Consider the following 17,595-nt stretch of genomic DNA (forward strand, 5'->3'; position numbering starts at 1 on the left):
AACCCATACCGGAGCTACTACTACATGACAATCGCAACGACCGACAAGGCACCCAAGCAGGTCGCCATCAATGACATTGGATCTGCTGAAGATTTTCTCGCCGCGGTCGAAAAGACTCTGAAGTTCTTCAACGATGGTGACCTTATCGAAGGTACCGTCGTCAAAATCGATCGTGACGAGGTTCTCCTCGACGTCGGTTACAAGACCGAGGGTGTAATCCCCTCCCGTGAACTTTCCATCAAGCACGACGTTGACCCCACTGAGGTTGTCAACGTTGGCGACACCGTTGAGGCTCTTGTTCTTCAGAAAGAAGACAAAGAAGGCCGTCTCATCCTGTCGAAGAAGCGCGCACAGTACGAGCGTGCATGGGGCGACGTCGAACTCATCAAGGAATCGGATGGCGTTGTCACCGGTTCTGTCATTGAGGTTGTCAAGGGTGGACTCATCGTTGACATCGGTCTTCGTGGATTCCTCCCCGCATCGCTCATCGAGCTTCGCCGTGTTCGTGACCTCACGCCGTACCTCGGCCAGGAGATCGAAGCCAAGATCCTCGAACTCGACAAGAACCGCAACAACGTTGTTCTGTCGCGTCGCGCACTTCTCGAAGAGACTCAGTCGGCTAGCCGCACTTCGTTCCTCAACAACTTGGCCAAGGGCCAGGTTCGCAAGGGTGTCGTTTCCTCGATCGTCAACTTCGGTGCGTTCGTTGATCTCGGCGGCGTAGACGGACTCGTCCACGTTTCTGAGCTCTCCTGGAAGCACATTGAGCACGCTTCAGAAGTTGTTGAAGTTGGCCAGGAAGTTACCGTCGAGATTCTTGAGGTTGACCTCGAGCGCGAGCGCGTTTCGCTGTCGCTCAAGGCAACGCAGGAAGACCCGTGGCAGGTATTCGCCCGCACCCACGCAATCGGACAGGTTGCTCCCGGTAAGGTCACCAAGCTCGTTCCGTTCGGTGCGTTCGTTCGCGTCGCAGACGGTATCGAGGGCCTCGTGCACATCTCCGAGCTTTCGGGCAAGCACGTTGAGCTCGCCGAGCAGGTTGTCTCAGTTGGCGATGAAGTATTCGTCAAGGTCATCGACATCGACCTCGAGCGCCGTCGCATCTCGCTTAGCCTCAAGCAGGCTAACGAGGGCGTTGACCCCGAGGGTACCGAGTTCGACCCGGCACTCTACGGAATGCTCACCGAGTACGACGACCAGGGCAACTACAAGTACCCGGACGGCTTCGACCCCGAGACCAACGAATGGAAAGATGGTTTCGAGTCACAGCGCGAGAAGTGGGAGCAAGACTATGCTGCCGCTCAGGGCCGTTGGGAACTGCACAAGAAGCAGGTTGCCGCCGCTGCGATTCAGGAAGAATCGATCAGCAACGCACCCGCTGGCTCGTCGTCGTTCTCCAACGACGACGCCGCATCGGCTTCCGGTGCGGGAACGCTTGCCGACGACGAGACTCTCGCCGCTCTGCGCGAGAAGCTTTCGAGCAACAACTAGTTCCTAGTTGAACGTTTGTGGCCAGTCTCCTTCGGGAGGCTGGCCACAGTCCGTTAACGGAGCTCAATTATCGTCTGCGTGCATTCAGTCAGACCATGTCAGGAACGTTGAGGAGATCTGGCGCTTGAGGCGCCGAGGCGCGGGCGCTTTGAGCAGCCCGCACGGCAAGCAGAGGTCTCTAATTAGTCTTCACACGAACGCGCCGGGATCGCCTCACGCGCGCAACGACGATAACAATGAGGCCGAGAACGGCAAGAAATCCGATCACAGGCATGAGCAGGGCCATAACGCTGAGCAATATGCTTGTGATGTCTTCTGCTGCGCTCACGACGGGAGCGGCTGCGCCAGCGGTCGCTGCATTGAGTGCGGGTCGCGCCAGCATTTTGGCAGCGTGGGTGCCGAATGCAAGCACTATCCCGATTGCGACAGGAACCCACGCATCCGAGGTGAAGAACGAGGCGGGATCAGTTATTACGGCCGTCTCAGAGGCGGCCCCGGTTCCGAAGGCAATTCCCCCTGCTGCCGGTCGCACGATGGTCTGAATCCAGTCATTGACCGAGTCAACTACGGGCACCTTATCGGCAATGATCTCCACGACGAGCAAGAGCGCAAGGATTCCGATAACCCACGGATTCTCGAGCCACGCCCACGCAATCGGCAATTCGACGAAATCGAAAAACCGCCCGGCGAGCCCCAAAATCAGCAATGGTATGTAGGCATTGAGTCCTGCTGCGACAGCCAGACCGCTACCGGTAAGCACCTCAAGCATCCGGAGTTCCTTTCAACAGGCTGAGGCTAGCATTAGAGGATGCACTTAATAGCGCTTACGGGAGGCATTGCGTCCGGAAAGTCGACGGTTGCTCATCGCTGGCAGGAACGCGGTGCTGTAATCGTCGATGCGGATGCGTTGGCTCGCGAAGTCGTCGCGCCCGGGTCCCCAGCCCTGGATCAGATCGTTCAACGTTTTGGTCCCGAGATGCTCCACGGCGATGGTGCCCTCAATCGCCAAGCCCTCGGCGCTGTGATCTTTGGTGATGACGATGCTCGTCGCGCATTGAACGGCATTACGCATCCCGCGATAGGCCGTCTTGCGCAAGCTCGCTTCGACGATGCTGCGGGGGAGGATGCTAACGCGATCGTGGTCTATGACATCCCGCTTCTCGTCGAGACCGCGCAATCCCTCGACCGATTCGCGCTAGTAGCGACCGTGGAAGCAGCACCTGAGGTGCGGATACAACGCCTGATTGATCATCGCTCCATGACTCGGGACGAAGCCGAAGGGCGTATCGCATCGCAGGCAACGTCAGCGCAACGTCGTGCTGTTGCCGATTTTGTCATTGACACCGACGGCACGCTTGGCGATACTCAACAACGCGCTGACGACGTGTGGGACCTCATCGTTCGCCGACTCAGCACCGCGCTCTAACCAAGTTGTCAGTGCGCTTGTTTAGACTTCAGTAATGCAACCTACTCGCTCAGTGCGTCCGTTCGAGGTGATCAGTGAGTATTCCCCCTCGGGAGACCAACCTGAGGCGATTCGGCAGCTGGCGCAACGCATCAACGCCGGCGAGACAGATGTCGTGTTGCTGGGCGCTACGGGAACGGGAAAGTCGGCGACGACAGCGTGGCTGATCGAGCAAGTGCAGCGTCCCACGCTGATTATGTCGCACAACAAGACGCTCGCCGCTCAGCTGGCCAACGAGTTCCGCGACCTCATGCCCAACAACGCTGTCGAGTATTTTGTCTCGTACTACGACTACTACCAGCCCGAGGCGTACATCCCACAAACCGATACCTTCATCGAGAAAGATTCGTCGATCAATGCTGAGGTTGAACGCCTGAGGCATTCGACTACTAACTCACTCTTGAGCCGCCGCGACACGGTTGTCGTCTCTACGGTGTCCAGTATCTATGGACTCGGAGCTGCTGAGTCGTATCTTGAAGCGATGATTGCGCTTCAAGTGGGGATGCGTATCGATCGCGAGACGCTCATCCGCAAGTTCGTTGCAATGCAATACCAACGCAATGACTATGACTTCTCGCGGGGAAACTTCCGTGTGCGCGGGGACACCATCGAAATTATTCCGGTGTATGAAGAGCTGGCCATTCGCATCGAGATGTTCGGCGACGAGATCGAAGCGCTGTATTCACTTCATCCCCTCACCGGTGACATCGTCAAGAAGATGGATGCCGTCTCCGTATTCCCGGGCACGCACTACGCGGCGAGCCCGGAAACTATCAAGAGTGCCATCGTGTCGATTCAGATTGAACTAGCCGAGCGACTGGCCGTGCTTGAGCGCCAAGGGAAACTCCTCGAAGCACAACGTTTGCGTATGCGCACGACCTACGACATCGAGATGATGGAGCAGATCGGCTTCTGCAATGGAATCGAAAACTATTCACTTCATATGGATGGTCGGCAACCGGGGGAGCCGCCTAGCTGTCTCCTCGACTATTTTCCGGACGACTTTCTCGTGGTGATTGATGAGTCTCACGTTACGGTGCCTCAAATTGGCGCTATGTACGAGGGCGACGCCTCACGAAAGCGCACCCTTGTCGAGCATGGCTTTCGGTTACCGAGCGCACTCGATAACCGCCCGCTCAAGTGGGAAGAATTTTTAGAGCGCGTCGGTCAAAAAATCTATCTGTCCGCAACCCCGGGAAAGTACGAACTGGGAATTACCGACTCGATAGTCGAACAGGTCATTCGTCCAACAGGGTTGGTCGATCCGCAGATTGTCGTGAAACCGTCGAAGGGCCAGATCGACGATCTCCTTGAACAAATCACTGCGCGAGTTGAGAAAAACGAACGAATTCTGGTCACCACTCTCACAAAGAAGATGGCAGAAGAGCTCACGGAGTTCCTCTCGGAGCACGGTGTTCGCGTTCGCTATTTGCATGCCGACGTCGACACCTTGCGGCGTGTGGAACTGCTCACCGAGCTTCGTCAGGGCGTCTATGACGTACTGGTCGGCATCAACCTGCTTCGTGAGGGGCTCGACCTTCCTGAGGTTTCCCTTGTCGCGATCCTAGACGCCGACAAAGAAGGCTTTTTGCGTTCGTCCACGTCTCTTATCCAGACGATTGGTCGGGCGGCACGAAACGTTTCTGGTGAAGTTCACATGTACGCGGATGTCATTACACGCTCCATGCGGTTCGCGATCGATGAGACGGATCGACGTCGCGAAAAGCAAGTTGCGTATAACACCGAACACGGAATCGACCCGCAGCCACTTCGCAAGAAAATTGCCGATATTACCGATGCGCTGCTCCGTGAAGGCGCTGACACAGCCGAGCTGCTTTCCACCCGCAATCGAGATGGCAAGAAGCGTGCGCCGACTCCGAATCTTGCGCGCGAAGGCATCGCGGCCAACGGTGGTAACGATCTTGAGCAGATCATTTCGGATCTCAACGAGCAGATGCTGCAGGCGGCATCCGAACTTAAATTCGAACTCGCCGCCAGATTACGTGACGAGGTACAGGATTTGAAAAAGGAACTCCGACAAATGGAGCAAGCCGGCCATCTCCGCTAGCGAGCACTAACTACGAGCACTAACTAGTGGAGCGACTCGTGGAGCGTCACCATTGCTCGCGTGAGCGGCATCGCGTCGAATTCGAGGGCACTCCTTCTCGCCGCGAGCCGGCGGCTCTCTACCGGCTCCTGACTGAGCGCAGCCACCGCACGAACGATGTGAGCGGGGTCAGCTGCGGTGACAGTGCCACCACCAGTGAGAAAGTCTAGGGGGTGCCGATTGTTGCCACTGTCGATGACGGGCGTGCCTGAAGCGAGGGCTTCGAGGGCAACGGAGTGCCCGACAACCCCGCCAGCGGTAACGAGCACGAAGTCTGCGGTGGCGAACACTTCGGCTCGTTCATGAAGTTTCTGGTTCCGGGCGCTGAGAAACTGCACGGGGAGTCCCTCGGAACTTCGTTCGAGCCGATTTCGAAGTGGACCATCGCCCAGAATCACCAGATGCACATCGATGCTTTGAGCGGTTAATTGCCGGACCACGTCTATCGCCAGCGATACGGCACCTGCCGCGGTGAGTGGGGCAGCGCACACCAGGATGAGATTGGCACCGCTGGAGTCCCTCAGGGCTGAATTGTGGCGCAGGGGCGAAAATATCTCGAGGTCGACGCCTTGACGCATTGACACGAGCTTCTCGCGAGGAAGATTTTCAGGGACTGGGGCAATGTTCTGCTCTCCACACACAATGCGATCGTAGTTCTGCACCGCAGTATCGGTGGCCCAACTGGAGGGGACATCGTCGGCAAACAGCAGTGCCGGCACATGGTTCTCGTGGGCCCACGATCCCAAGAGGCGAAAACTGAGTCGGTCCGCTACTTCAAGGCGATCGGGGACGAGTCGTTCGAGTGCGCGCCGAATTGCGAGAGGAATCGGGACGAATCCGCGGCGGAGCGCGGCACCGCGAGCCGGGACGGTGATTACTGTTCCGTATTCAGTCCACGCGACAGAGGCAACTGTTCCGGGCACGATAACGGAAAATTCGTGTCCGGCCGCGCGATAGGCAACGCCGCGAGCTTGGACGAAACTCGACGGAGAAAGAGCGGAAACTGAGTAAAAACTGGTGACGTGCGCGATGTGCATCTGCTCATTATCGCGTGTGAGGGGCAAACGTTCAGGCAATGTCAGTGGTCTCCGTAGAATGGTTAGAGTGACTACTGTTCCGTCAATCCCCAATTCTCACCTCAGCGTCCGCGGCGCTCGGGTCCACAATCTGAAGAATGTTGACCTCGAAATTCCCCGTGATTCGCTGGTCGTCTTCACCGGACTCTCCGGGTCCGGAAAATCGAGCCTTGCCTTCGACACCATTTTCGCGGAAGGCCAGCGCCGCTACGTCGAGTCGCTGTCGGCCTACGCTCGCCAGTTTCTCGGGCAGGTTGATCGCCCCGATGTTGACTTTATTGAGGGCCTGAGTCCGGCGGTATCAATCGATCAAAAGTCGACAAACCGCAACCCGCGGTCGACCGTGGGCACCATCACCGAGATTTATGACTACATGCGCTTGCTGTGGGCTCGCATCGGCGTGCCGCATTGCGCGGTGTGTGGCGAAAAGATTGAACGTCAGTCCGTGCAGCAAATCGCTGATCAGCTGATGAAGCTGGAGCCCGGTACGCGCTACCAAGTCGTCAGTCCAGTCGTGACTCAGAAGAAGGGTGAGTTTGTTGACCTCTTTGCCGAACTTACTTCGGGTGGCTACTCACGAGCTTTGGTCGACGGCGACGTCATTCAATTAAACGATCCCCCCAAACTCAAAAAGCAGATCAAGCACGACATTTCCGTTGTGGTGGACCGCCTCGTTGCTAACGACGACATTCTCACTCGGCTGACAGACTCCCTTGAGACCGCGCTGCGTCTTACCGATGGCACTGTGGCAATCAATTTCGTTGACGAAGTTGGCGATGCCGCGTGGCGCTCCTTTTCCGAGAAACTTTCCTGCCCCAATAATCACCCGATTCAGCTCACCGAGATCGAGCCAAGAACTTTCTCGTTCAATGCTCCTTTCGGCGCCTGCCCGGAGTGTTCAGGTCTCGGCACACGCATGTCGATCGACGCTGACCTTCTCATTGCCGATGACTCGGTCAGCCTCTCCGAGGGGGCTATCCTGCCCTGGACGAACTCTGGCAAAGGGCTTTACAACTATTTCGAAAAGCTTCTCGGCGGTCTAGCTCAAGATCTAGATTTCTCGCTCGATACCCCTTGGGGAGAGCTGCCAGAAGATGTCCGTGATGCAATCCTTACGGGCAATAACTTCAAAGTCTCTGTCAAGTGGAAGAACCGCTACGGCCGGGAAATGAAGTACTCGACAGGGTTTGAAGGCGTCATTCCCTATATCGAACGCAAGTACCTCGAAGCCGAGACAGACGTTCAACGCCAGCGCCATGCCGCGTACCTTCGCGAAATTCCGTGCCCGGTGTGCCAGGGCAAACGGCTCAAACCTGAAGTTTTGGCAGTAACGGTCGCCGACCGCAATATCTCTGATATTTGCGAACTGAGCCTCAGCGACGCCTATGCATTTATGAACGGGATCACGCTTTCCGAGCGCGATGCTCGTATTGCCGCCCAAGTGCTGCGTGAGATTCGGCTTCGACTCGAGTTCTTGGTTGAGGTCGGGTTGAGCTACCTCAACCTCGCGCGTGCGGCTGCGACGCTGAGCGGGGGCGAGGCGCAGCGCATCCGATTAGCTACTCAAATCGGTTCAGGGCTCACCGGTGTTCTCTACGTTCTCGATGAGCCGAGCATCGGACTCCACCAACGCGACAACCGTCGCCTCATAGAGACCCTCGTGAAGCTCAAGAATTTGGGCAATACCTTGATCGTCGTCGAGCATGATGAAGACACCATCCGCACCGCGGACTGGATCGTCGATATCGGGCCCGGTGCAGGAGAACACGGCGGCGAGGTCGTGCATTCGGGTTCCTATGCTGACCTACTCAACAACAAGAACTCGATAACTGCTGATTACCTGTCGGGGCGCAAAGCCATCGAGACGCCTAAGAAACGTCGACCGGTCGATCGCGAACGTCAAATAGTCGTCGAGGGCGCGCGAGCGAACAACCTCAAAAACGTCACCGTGAAATTTCCGCTCGGCACTTTTACGGCGGTAACAGGCGTTAGTGGTTCCGGAAAGTCCAGTCTCGTCAACGACATCCTCTACAAGGTCCTCGCAAACGAGCTCAACGGAGCTCGACAGATCCCGGGAAAGCACACCCGAATCACAGGACTCGAGAACCTCGATAAAGTCGTGCACGTCGACCAAAATCCGATTGGTCGCACACCGCGCTCAAACCCCGCCACGTACACGGGCGTGTTCGACAAGATCCGTACGCTCTTTTCGGAGACGGGGGACGCGAAAGCACGAGGCTACCTTCCTGGCCGGTTCAGCTTCAATGTGAAAGGTGGTCGCTGCGAGAACTGCTCCGGTGACGGAACCATCAAGATTGAAATGAACTTCCTGCCCGACGTTTATGTTGCGTGCGAAGTCTGTGGCGGTGCTCGTTATAACCGCGACACCCTCGCCGTGAAGTACAAGTCGAAGAACATCGCCGAAGTGCTCGACATGCCCATCAGTGAAGCTGCAGACTTCTTCCAAGCAATTTCGAGCATTCACCGCTATCTCAAGACTCTCGAAGAAGTAGGCCTCGGTTATGTGCGGCTCGGTCAGAGCGCAACGACTCTCTCCGGGGGAGAAGCGCAACGCGTAAAGCTCGCTACCGAACTGCAGAAACGCTCAATGGGGCGAAGCATCTACGTTCTCGATGAACCGACAACGGGGTTGCATTTCGAAGACGTCCGCAAGCTTCTTTTGGTTCTCAACGGGCTAGTTGAGAAGGGCAATACTGTCATCGTGATTGAGCACAACCTAGATGTGATCAAGTCGGCAGACTGGATCATTGATCTCGGGCCTGAGGGCGGCGCGGGTGGTGGCGAGCTACTGTTCACCGGCACTCCCGAAAAGTTGGCAAAGGTCAAAGATAGCCACACCGGTCAGTTCCTCTCCGAGGTGCTCAGCGGTAACCGCGTTTAGGCTAATCGCCCGAGGTTTGCGGCACTGACCGAATTCGGCATAACGACAGCGTCTGAGCGAAAGGGGAGCGAGATGGCGGAGACAGTCAGTTGGCGTCCTCGGGCAGGGGACATTCCTGCCCAACCAGGGGTCTACCGTTTCACAGATGAGCGACAGCGAGTGCTCTATGTCGGCAAAGCAAAAAACCTGCGGTCTCGCCTCAGTAACTATTTCGCTCCGCTTTCCTCACTCCACGAACGAACTCGCCGCATGGTGCTTTCGGCGACAAATGTTGAGTGGACGATAGTCGGCAACGATTTCGAGGCGTTGCAACTGGAGTACACCTGGATTAAAGAGTTTGATCCTCCGTTTAACGTGCAATACAAGGACGACAAGTCCTATCCCTACCTTGCAATAACGATGGGCGATGACGTGCCCCGGGTTCTCGTGACTCGCAATCGCAATCTCCCCAACGCTCGTTACTTTGGCCCGTACTCGCGTGCGTGGGCAATCCGAGACACCGTTGATGTCATGCTCAAAGCGTTTCCCATGCGGAGCTGTTCTCCATCGGTGTACAAGCGAGCACAGCAGACAGGGCGCCCGTGCCTACTCGGCGATATCGGAAAGTGTGCTGCGCCGTGCGTTGGCCGAGTATCGCTCGAGGAACATAAGTCGATCGCGCTCGATTTCGCTTCCTTTATGGGCGGTAATGACTCGCGGATGCTCGGCTCCCTCCGACAGCGCATGACGCAGGCTGCTACGACCCAAGATTACGAATCCGCCGCGCGGTATCGCGATCAGATCGGCGCCCTCGAAACCGCTCTAGCGAAGAACCAAATCGTCTTGTCTGAGGATGTCGACGCCGACTTCTTCGGTATCGCGCATGATGAATTAGCGGCTGCAGTGCAACAGTTCATGGTGCGCGGGGGCCGGATTCGCGGTGTGCGTGGTTGGGTTGTTGACAAAGAACTCGACGTCGACCTCGCTGGCCTAGTGGAATCCGTCCTTCAGAACGCTTATGACGACACAGCACCGCCGCGGGACGTACTCGTACCTGCGTTGCCTGAGGACAGCGTGGCGCTTGAGGAGTGGTTGACCCAACGCCGGGGACTGAGTTCTCGAGCTCGACTGCGCGTTGCGCAGCGGGGGGAGAAGGCAGCGCTGGCGAAGACTGTCGAAACGAACGCCAAGAACGCTTTGATGCTCTACAAATCGAAACGAAGTGGCGACTTTGTCGCCCGCTCCCAGGCTCTGGCAGATATTCAAGAAGCGTTAGGCATGACGGAGGCGCCTTTGCGCATGGAGTGCTTCGACGTCTCACATTTGTCCGGAACGAACGTCGTGGCATCCATGGTGGTCTTTGAGGACGGACTGCCCAAGAAGCAGCACTATCGTCGATTCAATATCGCCGAGACCACCGACGACACCGACTCGATCTATCAGGTACTCAAGCGAAGACTCGCTTATCTCGCAAGCGGAATTACCCTACCGACAGGCACACCCGCGCCGACGACGGTCGACACGGGTGTGGAGCGTGCCGGAAGTGCTGGGATCCCCGTTGGCACTGCAGCTCCGCCAATCGGTACGCCACCGGGAACGGATGATCTTTCCGCGCCGACGACAAAGTTTGCTTACCCGCCGCAGCTGCTCATTGTCGATGGCGGGCAGCCGCAAGTCTCGGCAGCCCAGAGAGCACTGGAGGAGTCCGGAGTCTCCGGCATTCAGCTTGTTGGCATTGCCAAGAGGCTCGAAGAAATTTGGCTGCCGAACTCTGATTTCCCGGTGATTCTTCCTCGCAACAGCGACGCGCTCTTTCTCATCCAACGACTCCGAGATGAGGCACACCGCTTTGCCATCACGCATCAACGTCAACGGCGCTCGAAAGACGTCTCTTCAGTTCTCGCGACGGTGCCGGGGCTTGGGCCGTCGCGCATCAAGGCCCTCCTTCAACACTTTGGTTCCGTAGCTCGACTAAAAGAAGCCTCAGCGGAAGCGATCGCCGAAGTACCCGGGATCGGGCCGACTACCGCTCAAGCCATAATCGATAAGCTCACTGGCCCCGACCTCGGGTAGTCTGACCACACCATGAAACCCGCTTCAGATCAGCAAGAGATGCTCATTGTTACCGGCATGTCAGGTGCCGGGCGCTCAACTGTTGGCAACGCCTTAGAAGACCTCGGATGGTATGTCGTAGACAACCTTCCGCCCCAAATGCTGTTGCCGCTCGTCGACTTGGCGCACCGCGCTGGAGATTCACTGCCTCGAGTAGCGGCCGTCATTGACGTGCGTGGTGGAAAGCTTTTCTCCGATGCGCAAGAAGCGATAAAGGCTCTCCGCGGCTCAACTTCGTTAAGAGTTCTTTTCCTCGATGCCGAGGATGCGGCGCTCGTTCGTCGCTTCGAGCAGGTGCGTCGCCCTCATCCGCTTCAGGAGGAAGGTACGCCACTCGACGGAATTGCTGCCGAACGCACACGAATGGCGGAGATTCGTGCCAGTAGTGACATCATCATCGACACGAGCGATCTCAACATCCACCAGCTCGCTACGACCATCATTGAAAAGTTCTCTGCGGAGAATGATGCTGGATTGCGTATTACTATTGAGAGCTTCGGATTTAAATATGGACTTCCAGCAGATGCCGACATGGTGGCTGACTGCAGGTTCTTACCCAATCCTTTTTGGGTCCCCGAACTCAAAGCGCTAGACGGGCTCGACGAGAGAGTCCGCGCGTACGTAGTTGGGGCAACCGGAGCACAGGAGTTTGTCGCGGACTACGCGCGAGCTCTTGAACCTGTATTCGCCGGGTATCAGCGCGAGAATAAACGACATGCAACGATCGCAATCGGCTGCACCGGCGGCAAACACCGGTCGGTAGCGATAGCCGAAGAACTGTCAGCTATTCTCAGTGGTCTACCCGGAGTGGCCGTAAGCATCAAACATCGGGATCGTGGACGAGAGTAGATTACTCATCCAAGAGGTCCGCCATCGTGGAAGGAAGGCCAGTTAGTGGCATTAACTGCTGAGGTCAAAGACGAACTGGCACGAATTCAGCTGGGCAAAACCACCGAGCGTGCTGCTGAGCTTGCAACAATATTGAGATTCTCCGGTGGGCTGCACCTGATCTCCGGACGCATCGCGGTTGAATCCGAACTCGAAACTGAGCTGCTGGCTCGTCGCGTTCGTCGAGATATCGCCGAGCTCTATGGCGTTCGTTCAGAAGTTTCGCGCGTTGCTTCCTCCGGAGGCCGCCGTTCGAACAACCTTCTGGTTCGCGTTCTTGACGGCGGTGAGACACTGGCGCGGCAGACTGGACTTTTGGATGCGCGACGTCGTCCCATCCGCGGTCTTCCCAACCGTGTAACCACTGGCGGCCGCGGCGAGCTTGCTGCTGTATGGCGTGGTGCATTTTTGGCTGCCGGCTCCTTGACCGATCCAGGCCGTTCCGCAGCGCTCGAGGTCACCTGCCCCGGTAATGAAGCTGCAATGGCTCTTGTTGGCGCTGCAGGGCGTCTTCGAGTCGCCGCCAAAGCACGCGAAGTGCGTGGAGTCCACCGAGTTGTGGTTCGCGATGGTGAGGCAATCAGCACGATGCTGACCATCATGGGCGCAGAAACCACTGTGGTGAGCTGGAACGAATTGCGTCAACGTCGCGAGATTCGGGCCACAGCCAACAGGCTTGTTAATTTTGATGACGCGAACTTACGCCGATCAGCTCAGGCAGCGGTCGCGGCGTGCGCCCGTGTCGAGCGTGCCCTAGAAATTTTGGCGGACGACGTTCCCAAGCACCTGCGTTACGCCGGTGAATTGCGTTTGAGTCACCGCGATTCGAGTCTTGACGAACTCGGGCATCATGCAGATCCACCAATGACCAAAGATGCCGTGGCCGGCCGCATTCGACGCCTGCTGGCTATGGCCGACAAGCGTGCGAGTGACTTGGGTATCGCGGGAACTGAAGCGAATCTGCCCACCGAGTTGGAGGAAGCTTAGCGTTCGATCCATACGGCACGAGTGTTGTATGGACGTGGTTAGACTGGAAGTATCTCGCCTGCGCGTACTCTCCCGTCGCGTGGGGTTCACGATTCTAGGAGGACTTCAGATGGCTGACTACACGCTTCCCGAACTTTCGTACGACTACTCGGCGCTTGAGCCAAGCATCAGCGCAATGATCATGGAGCTTCACCACAGCAAGCACCACCAGGCCTACGTGACCGGAGCCAACGCGGCGATCACGGGCCTCGCGGAAGCTCGTGACTCCGGCAATCTGGCTAATGTCAACAAGCTCGAGAAGGACCTCGCGTTCAACCTGGGTGGGCACATCAACCACTCGATCTTCTGGACGAACATGTCGCCGAACGGTGGCGACAAGCCGACCGGTGATCTGGAAAGCGCGATCGACGACCACTTCGGATCGTTCGACAAATTTACCGCGCACTTCACCGCCACCGCCATGGGCGTTCAAGGCTCAGGCTGGGCCGTACTCGCGTGGGATTCCCTTGGAGAGCGACTAATCATCGTTCAGTTCTTCGATCAGCAAGGAAACTTGCCGGCCGGAATAGTGCCTCTCTTGATGCTTGATGTCTGGGAGCACGCGTATTACCTCGACTACAAGAACGTGCGTGCTGACTATGTCAAGGCGTTCTGGAACATCGTCGACTGGGCCAACGTTCAAGACCGCTTCAGCGCAGCGCGCTCGAAGACAAACGGTCTGCTGCTACTCTCGTAGCGGCATCGTGGCCGGGTTAGGCCCCGGCTTTAGCCCTGTCTCCGCTAAATGCACTACCCCACCACTACAGCACGACGCGTCTTAGACGCCTGATTTTCTGGAGCAACAGTGAGCGTAAAAATCGGTATTAATGGTTTCGGTCGCATTGGTCGCAACTTCTTTCGAGCGGCTATGGCCAAGGACAGCAACATTGAAATTGTTGCGGTAAATGACCTCACAGATAACAAGACTCTCGCGCATCTGCTTAAGTACGACACGATCACCGGTCGACTTGACGCCGAGGTAACGTTCGACAACGACCAGATCGTTGTCAATGGAACGGCGATCAAAGTCTTTGCCGAGCGCGACCCCTCAAACCTCCCCTGGGGCGAGTTGGGCGTTGACATCGTTATCGAGTCAACCGGCCACTTCACCAAGTCGGTCGACGCTGCTAAGCACATTGCTGCTGGCGCAAAGAAGGTCATCGTTTCTGCTCCCGCATCCGGCGATGACGTCGCTACTGTCGTGCTCGGAGTCAACGAAGCGATCTACGACCCCGCCGTGCACAACATCATTTCGAACGCTTCGTGCACCACCAACTGCCTCGCGCCGTTGGCCAAGGTGTTCATGGACAACTTCGGAATCGACACCGGCTTCATGACGACTGTTCACGCCTACACGGCTGACCAGAACCTTCAGGATGGCCCACACGGAGATCTGCGCCGCGCCCGCGCTGCAGCGCAGAACGTGATCCCGACCTCGACCGGTGCCGCAAAGGCCCTCGGTGTGGTTATTCCTGAGCTCGTCGGAAAGCTTGATGGCTACGCCTTGCGCGTTCCCGTGATTACGGGATCGATCACCGACCTCACCATCACGACTTCTTCCGAAGTAACTGTCGAACAGGTCAATGCCGCATACAAGGCTGCTGCAGAGGGCCCGCTCAAGGGCATCCTCAAGTACACCGAAGACGCAATCGTGTCCAGCGACATCGTTGGAGACCCGCACTCGTCAATTTTCGATGCTGGTCTCACAAAGGTGATCGGCAACCAGGTCAAGGTAGCGTCGTGGTACGACAACGAGTGGGGCTACTCCAACCGCCTCGTTGACGTCGCAGAGTACGTCGGCGAACGCCTCTAAGCCCCGATAGCTATGAGCCTCAGAACACTAGTAGCGCTTGGCGACTTGCGTGGGAAACGCGTCATTGTTCGCTGTGACTTGAACGTTCCGCTCAAGGACGGTCAGATCACAGACGACGGTCGCATTCGTGCGTCGCTTCCCACTCTCAATGCCCTCATCAATGAGGGTGCGCGAGTTGTCATCGTGTCGCATCTTGGCCGCCCTGGTGGCGAGCCGGACTCGCAATACAGCCTTGAACCAGTCGCGCAACGTCTTTCGGAGCTCCTCGGCAAAGCGGTCGTTTTTGCGAAGGACACCGTGGGCCATGCAGCAGAGAATGCTGTTGCGGAACTCGAAGACTGTGGCGTCGCGCTGCTAGAAAATCTGCGGTTCAATTCGGGAGAAACCTCCAAGTCAGAGACGGAACGCGCAGAGTTTGCCAGCAAGCTCGCTCGCTTCGGTGACGCGTTCGTCTCTGACGGGTTCGGGGTAGTACATCGCAAACAAGCAAGCGTCTTTGAGCTCGCCACGATGCTGCCGAGTGCAGCCGGCGTCTTAATCGAAACCGAACTCAAGGTTCTCGAGCGCTTGACGGTTGGCCCTCAGCGTCCCTACGCGGTGGTTTTGGGCGGCTCGAAGGTCTCCGACAAGCTCGACGTCATCGGATCGCTACTTCCGCGCGTGGATTCGCTCCTCGTCGGAGGCGGCATGCTCTTCACGTTCCTCGCTGCTCAAGGATTCAAGGTCGGAGCGAGCTTGCTCGAAGCAGACCAACTTGAGACGGTGAAGAAGTACCTTGCACAGGCTGCTGAGCTTGGCGTCGAGATCATCCTCCCGACCGACATCGTCGTTGCTGCCTCGTTCGGAGCTGATGCAGCTCACGTCGTCACGGCTGCACATGAGATTGAAAATACAGAATTTGGCGCTGCAGGAATCGGCTTAGACATCGGGCCTGAAACTGCGGCACGATTTGCCGAAGTCGTGCGCGCTTCGAAAACAGTTTTCTGGAACGGTCCGATGGGTGTGTTCGAGTTCCCCGCCTTTGCTGCGGGCACCCGCGCGATTGCCGAGGCGTTGACGGAGACGCAAGGATTCGGTGTCGTCGGGGGAGGCGACTCGGCCGCCGCTGTTCGTGCATTAGGTTTTGACGATGACCAATTTGGTCACATTTCGACTGGTGGTGGCGCAAGCCTCGAGTTTCTCGAAGGCAAGCCGCTTCCCGGACTGGAGGTACTCGGATGGCAAAGCTAAAACGTGTTCCATTGATCGCAGGCAATTGGAAGATGAATCTTGACCATCTCCAGTCGATTGCTTTCGTGCAGAAACTCGCCTGGACTTTGAAAGATGCGAACCATGATTTCGGTGCCGATGGCGCCGAAGTCGCAGTGTTTCCGCCGTTTACCGACCTCCGTTCGGTGCAGACGCTTATCGCCGCAGACAAGCTCGAGGTGCGCTTCGGAGGCCAAGATCTCTCCGAGCACGAGTCAGGCGCCTACACGGGAGAAATCTCTGGTAGCTTCCTTGCGTCGCTCGATTGTCGCTATGTGTTGGTTGGTCACTCTGAACGACGTACGATGCACGGCGAAACGGATGAGCAGCTCTCGCGTAAAGTTGCAGCGGCTCTCGCGAACGGACTTGTCCCTGTTCTCTGCGTCGGCGAAACGGCAGACGACCTCGAGAAGCACGGCCCCAGTGCAGTGCCGGTAGCACAGCTCAAGGCTGGGCTTGCCGGAATCTCTGGTTCGCCTGAGCTCGTTGTTGCTTACGAGCCGGTATGGGCAATCGGTTCGGGAAAAGCCGCGACGCCAGAGCAAGCAGAACAAGTAGCCGCACGACTGCGCGAAACGCTCGCAGAAGTGCTTGGTGAGGATATTGCTGCTGCGACACGCATCCTCTACGGCGGTTCGGTAAAGTCGTCCAACATTGCTAGCTTGATGCGAGAGCCTAATATTGATGGTGCTCTCGTAGGCGGTGCAAGCTTGGATGTCGCTGAGTTCGCTAGCATTTCGCGCTTCTCCAAGCACGTCGGCACCTAGCCGGTATACTGTTCGAGGCCTGTACGGCCTGTTCGAAAGGTTTTTTGTGGAAATTCTCCAGGTTGTGTTGCAAGTAGTGCTCGGTATGACGAGCTTACTGCTCACACTTCTTATTCTGCTCCACCGCGGTCGCGGCGGAGGTCTCTCCGATATGTTCGGCGGAGGAGTGACGTCTAACCTCGGTGCGTCTGGGGTTGCGGAACGCAACCTGAACCGCATCACGGTCATCCTCGGCGTCATTTGGATCAGCTGCATCGTGGTTCTTGGTCTGATCACTAAGTTCAACTAGGAATCTCTAGCCTCACTAGACAAAGGGAACACAGTGGCATCAGGCGGTAGTGCAATTCGCGGATCACGCGTTGGCGCAGGTCCTATGGGCGAACAAGACCGTGGTTTTCACGCGGAACGTATCCAGGTCTCTTACTGGGATGCGCGAGGCAACGAAACAGTGCGGTCGTTCGCGGCCAATGTGGCTGACGAAGATATTCCCGAAACTATTGATTGCCCGTCCTCGGGGCTTCCTGCTGGACGCGATAAAGAGAACCCACCTTCTGCAGAGAAGGTGGCGCCGTATAAGACGCACCTCGCGTACGTCAAAGAGCGTCGAAGCGACGACGAAGCGACCGAGCTGCTCGATGAGGCGCTCCTTCAGCTTCGGACCCGTCGTGGAACGGTAAGTCCCTCACTGCCTTAACAAACCGAATTTCCTTAAAGCAATGGG

15 protein-coding genes are annotated in these 17,595 nt (G+C 57.2%); 13 read left to right on the plus strand and 2 right to left on the minus strand.

Translation table 11 applies throughout. The features are described from left to right. The first annotated feature begins 24 nt into the window (after nt 1–24). Nucleotides 25–1,491: a 30S ribosomal protein S1 gene (gene rpsA / locus FFT87_RS09460; protein ID WP_219948495.1), complete on the plus strand. Its 1,467-nt coding sequence runs from the start codon at nt 25–27 to the stop codon at nt 1,489–1,491. Nucleotides 1,492–1,669: 178 nt separating this feature from the next. Here rpsA and FFT87_RS09465 read toward each other — a convergent pair whose 3' ends face one another. Further along, the gene (locus FFT87_RS09465; protein ID WP_219948496.1) at nt 1,670–2,260 is read right to left on the minus strand and encodes a DUF4126 domain-containing protein; all 591 of its coding nucleotides are present in this window, start codon (nt 2,258–2,260) and stop codon (nt 1,670–1,672) included. 39 nt (nt 2,261–2,299) lie between these two features. On the opposite strand from FFT87_RS09465, the gene coaE reads away from it, so the two are divergent. Both coaE and uvrB read left to right on the plus strand, forming a co-directional pair. Beyond that, nucleotides 2,300–2,917 (plus strand): dephospho-CoA kinase, encoded by a 618-nt coding sequence (gene coaE / locus FFT87_RS09470; protein WP_219948497.1) that lies wholly within the window; start codon nt 2,300–2,302, stop codon nt 2,915–2,917. Between the two features lie 34 nt (nt 2,918–2,951). After that, nucleotides 2,952–5,024, plus strand: a complete 2,073-nt coding sequence (gene uvrB / locus FFT87_RS09475; protein WP_219948498.1) for an excinuclease ABC subunit UvrB — start codon at nt 2,952–2,954, stop codon at nt 5,022–5,024. 23 nt (nt 5,025–5,047) lie between these two features. Here the strand turns inward: uvrB and FFT87_RS09480 are convergent, their stop codons facing one another. Next, nucleotides 5,048–6,100 carry a glycosyltransferase gene (locus tag FFT87_RS09480; protein ID WP_219948499.1) on the minus strand — a complete coding sequence of 351 codons (1,053 nt, stop codon included), beginning with the start codon at nt 6,098–6,100 and terminating at the stop codon, nt 5,048–5,050. A gap of 58 nt (nt 6,101–6,158) precedes the next feature. On the opposite strand from FFT87_RS09480, the gene uvrA reads away from it, so the two are divergent. The 10 genes from uvrA (at nt 6,159) to FFT87_RS09530 (ending at nt 17,568) form a co-directional block, all read left to right on the plus strand. Beyond that, nucleotides 6,159–9,041, plus strand: a complete 2,883-nt coding sequence (gene uvrA, locus FFT87_RS09485) for an excinuclease ABC subunit UvrA (RefSeq protein ID WP_219948500.1) — start codon at nt 6,159–6,161, stop codon at nt 9,039–9,041. A 72-nt stretch (nt 9,042–9,113) separates the two neighbouring features. Beyond that, the gene (uvrC, locus tag FFT87_RS09490) at nt 9,114–11,093 is read left to right on the plus strand and encodes an excinuclease ABC subunit UvrC (RefSeq protein WP_219948501.1); all 1,980 of its coding nucleotides are present in this window, start codon (nt 9,114–9,116) and stop codon (nt 11,091–11,093) included. A gap of 12 nt (nt 11,094–11,105) precedes the next feature. Beyond that, complete coding sequence (rapZ, locus tag FFT87_RS09495; RefSeq protein ID WP_219948502.1) at nt 11,106–11,981, plus strand: RNase adapter RapZ; 876 nt, start codon at nt 11,106–11,108, stop codon at nt 11,979–11,981. 45 nt (nt 11,982–12,026) lie between these two features. After that, the gene (gene whiA, locus FFT87_RS09500; RefSeq protein ID WP_219948503.1) at nt 12,027–13,007 is read left to right on the plus strand and encodes a DNA-binding protein WhiA; all 981 of its coding nucleotides are present in this window, start codon (nt 12,027–12,029) and stop codon (nt 13,005–13,007) included. Nucleotides 13,008–13,116: 109 nt separating this feature from the next. Beyond that, nucleotides 13,117–13,743: a superoxide dismutase gene (locus FFT87_RS09505; protein ID WP_219948504.1), complete on the plus strand. Its 627-nt coding sequence runs from the start codon at nt 13,117–13,119 to the stop codon at nt 13,741–13,743. Nucleotides 13,744–13,851: 108 nt separating this feature from the next. Further along, entirely contained in the window at nt 13,852–14,859 is a 1,008-nt protein-coding gene (gene gap / locus FFT87_RS09510; protein WP_219948505.1) for a type I glyceraldehyde-3-phosphate dehydrogenase, read from the plus strand. A 12-nt stretch (nt 14,860–14,871) separates the two neighbouring features. After that, entirely contained in the window at nt 14,872–16,089 is a 1,218-nt protein-coding gene (gene pgk / locus FFT87_RS09515; protein WP_219948506.1) for a phosphoglycerate kinase, read from the plus strand. Next, nucleotides 16,077–16,874, plus strand: a complete 798-nt coding sequence (gene tpiA / locus FFT87_RS09520) for a triose-phosphate isomerase (RefSeq protein WP_219948507.1) — start codon at nt 16,077–16,079, stop codon at nt 16,872–16,874. Before pgk ends, tpiA begins: the two co-directional genes overlap by 13 nt. A 46-nt stretch (nt 16,875–16,920) precedes the next feature. Further along, nucleotides 16,921–17,163: a preprotein translocase subunit SecG gene (gene secG / locus FFT87_RS09525; RefSeq protein ID WP_219948508.1), complete on the plus strand. Its 243-nt coding sequence runs from the start codon at nt 16,921–16,923 to the stop codon at nt 17,161–17,163. 33 nt (nt 17,164–17,196) lie between these two features. After that, nucleotides 17,197–17,568 (plus strand): RNA polymerase-binding protein RbpA, encoded by a 372-nt coding sequence (locus FFT87_RS09530; protein WP_219948509.1) that lies wholly within the window; start codon nt 17,197–17,199, stop codon nt 17,566–17,568. The last annotated feature ends 27 nt before the right edge of the window (nt 17,569–17,595 follow it).

Source organism: Salinibacterium sp. M195 (genome assembly GCF_019443965.1).
In the GTDB taxonomy this organism is placed as follows: domain Bacteria; phylum Actinomycetota; class Actinomycetes; order Actinomycetales; family Microbacteriaceae; genus Rhodoglobus.

Excerpts from the sequence above, each read along its gene's own strand:
- uvrA (WP_219948500.1), top strand. The coding sequence starts at position 6,159 with ATGGTTAGAGTGACTACTGTTCCGTCAATCCCCAATTCTCACCTCAGC.
- tpiA (WP_219948507.1), top strand. The coding sequence starts at position 16,077 with ATGGCAAAGCTAAAACGTGTTCCATTGATCGCAGGCAATTGGAAGATG.
- rpsA (WP_219948495.1), top strand. The coding sequence starts at position 25 with ATGACAATCGCAACGACCGACAAGGCACCCAAGCAGGTCGCCATCAAT.
- FFT87_RS09480 (WP_219948499.1), bottom strand. The coding sequence starts at position 6,100 with ATGCACATCGCGCACGTCACCAGTTTTTACTCAGTTTCCGCTCTTTCT.
- rapZ (WP_219948502.1), top strand. The coding sequence starts at position 11,106 with ATGAAACCCGCTTCAGATCAGCAAGAGATGCTCATTGTTACCGGCATG.
- pgk (WP_219948506.1), top strand. The coding sequence starts at position 14,872 with ATGAGCCTCAGAACACTAGTAGCGCTTGGCGACTTGCGTGGGAAACGC.
- FFT87_RS09465 (WP_219948496.1), bottom strand. The coding sequence starts at position 2,260 with ATGCTTGAGGTGCTTACCGGTAGCGGTCTGGCTGTCGCAGCAGGACTC.
- coaE (WP_219948497.1), top strand. The coding sequence starts at position 2,300 with ATGCACTTAATAGCGCTTACGGGAGGCATTGCGTCCGGAAAGTCGACG.
- uvrC (WP_219948501.1), top strand. The coding sequence starts at position 9,114 with ATGGCGGAGACAGTCAGTTGGCGTCCTCGGGCAGGGGACATTCCTGCC.
- FFT87_RS09505 (WP_219948504.1), top strand. The coding sequence starts at position 13,117 with ATGGCTGACTACACGCTTCCCGAACTTTCGTACGACTACTCGGCGCTT.
- uvrB (WP_219948498.1), top strand. The coding sequence starts at position 2,952 with ATGCAACCTACTCGCTCAGTGCGTCCGTTCGAGGTGATCAGTGAGTAT.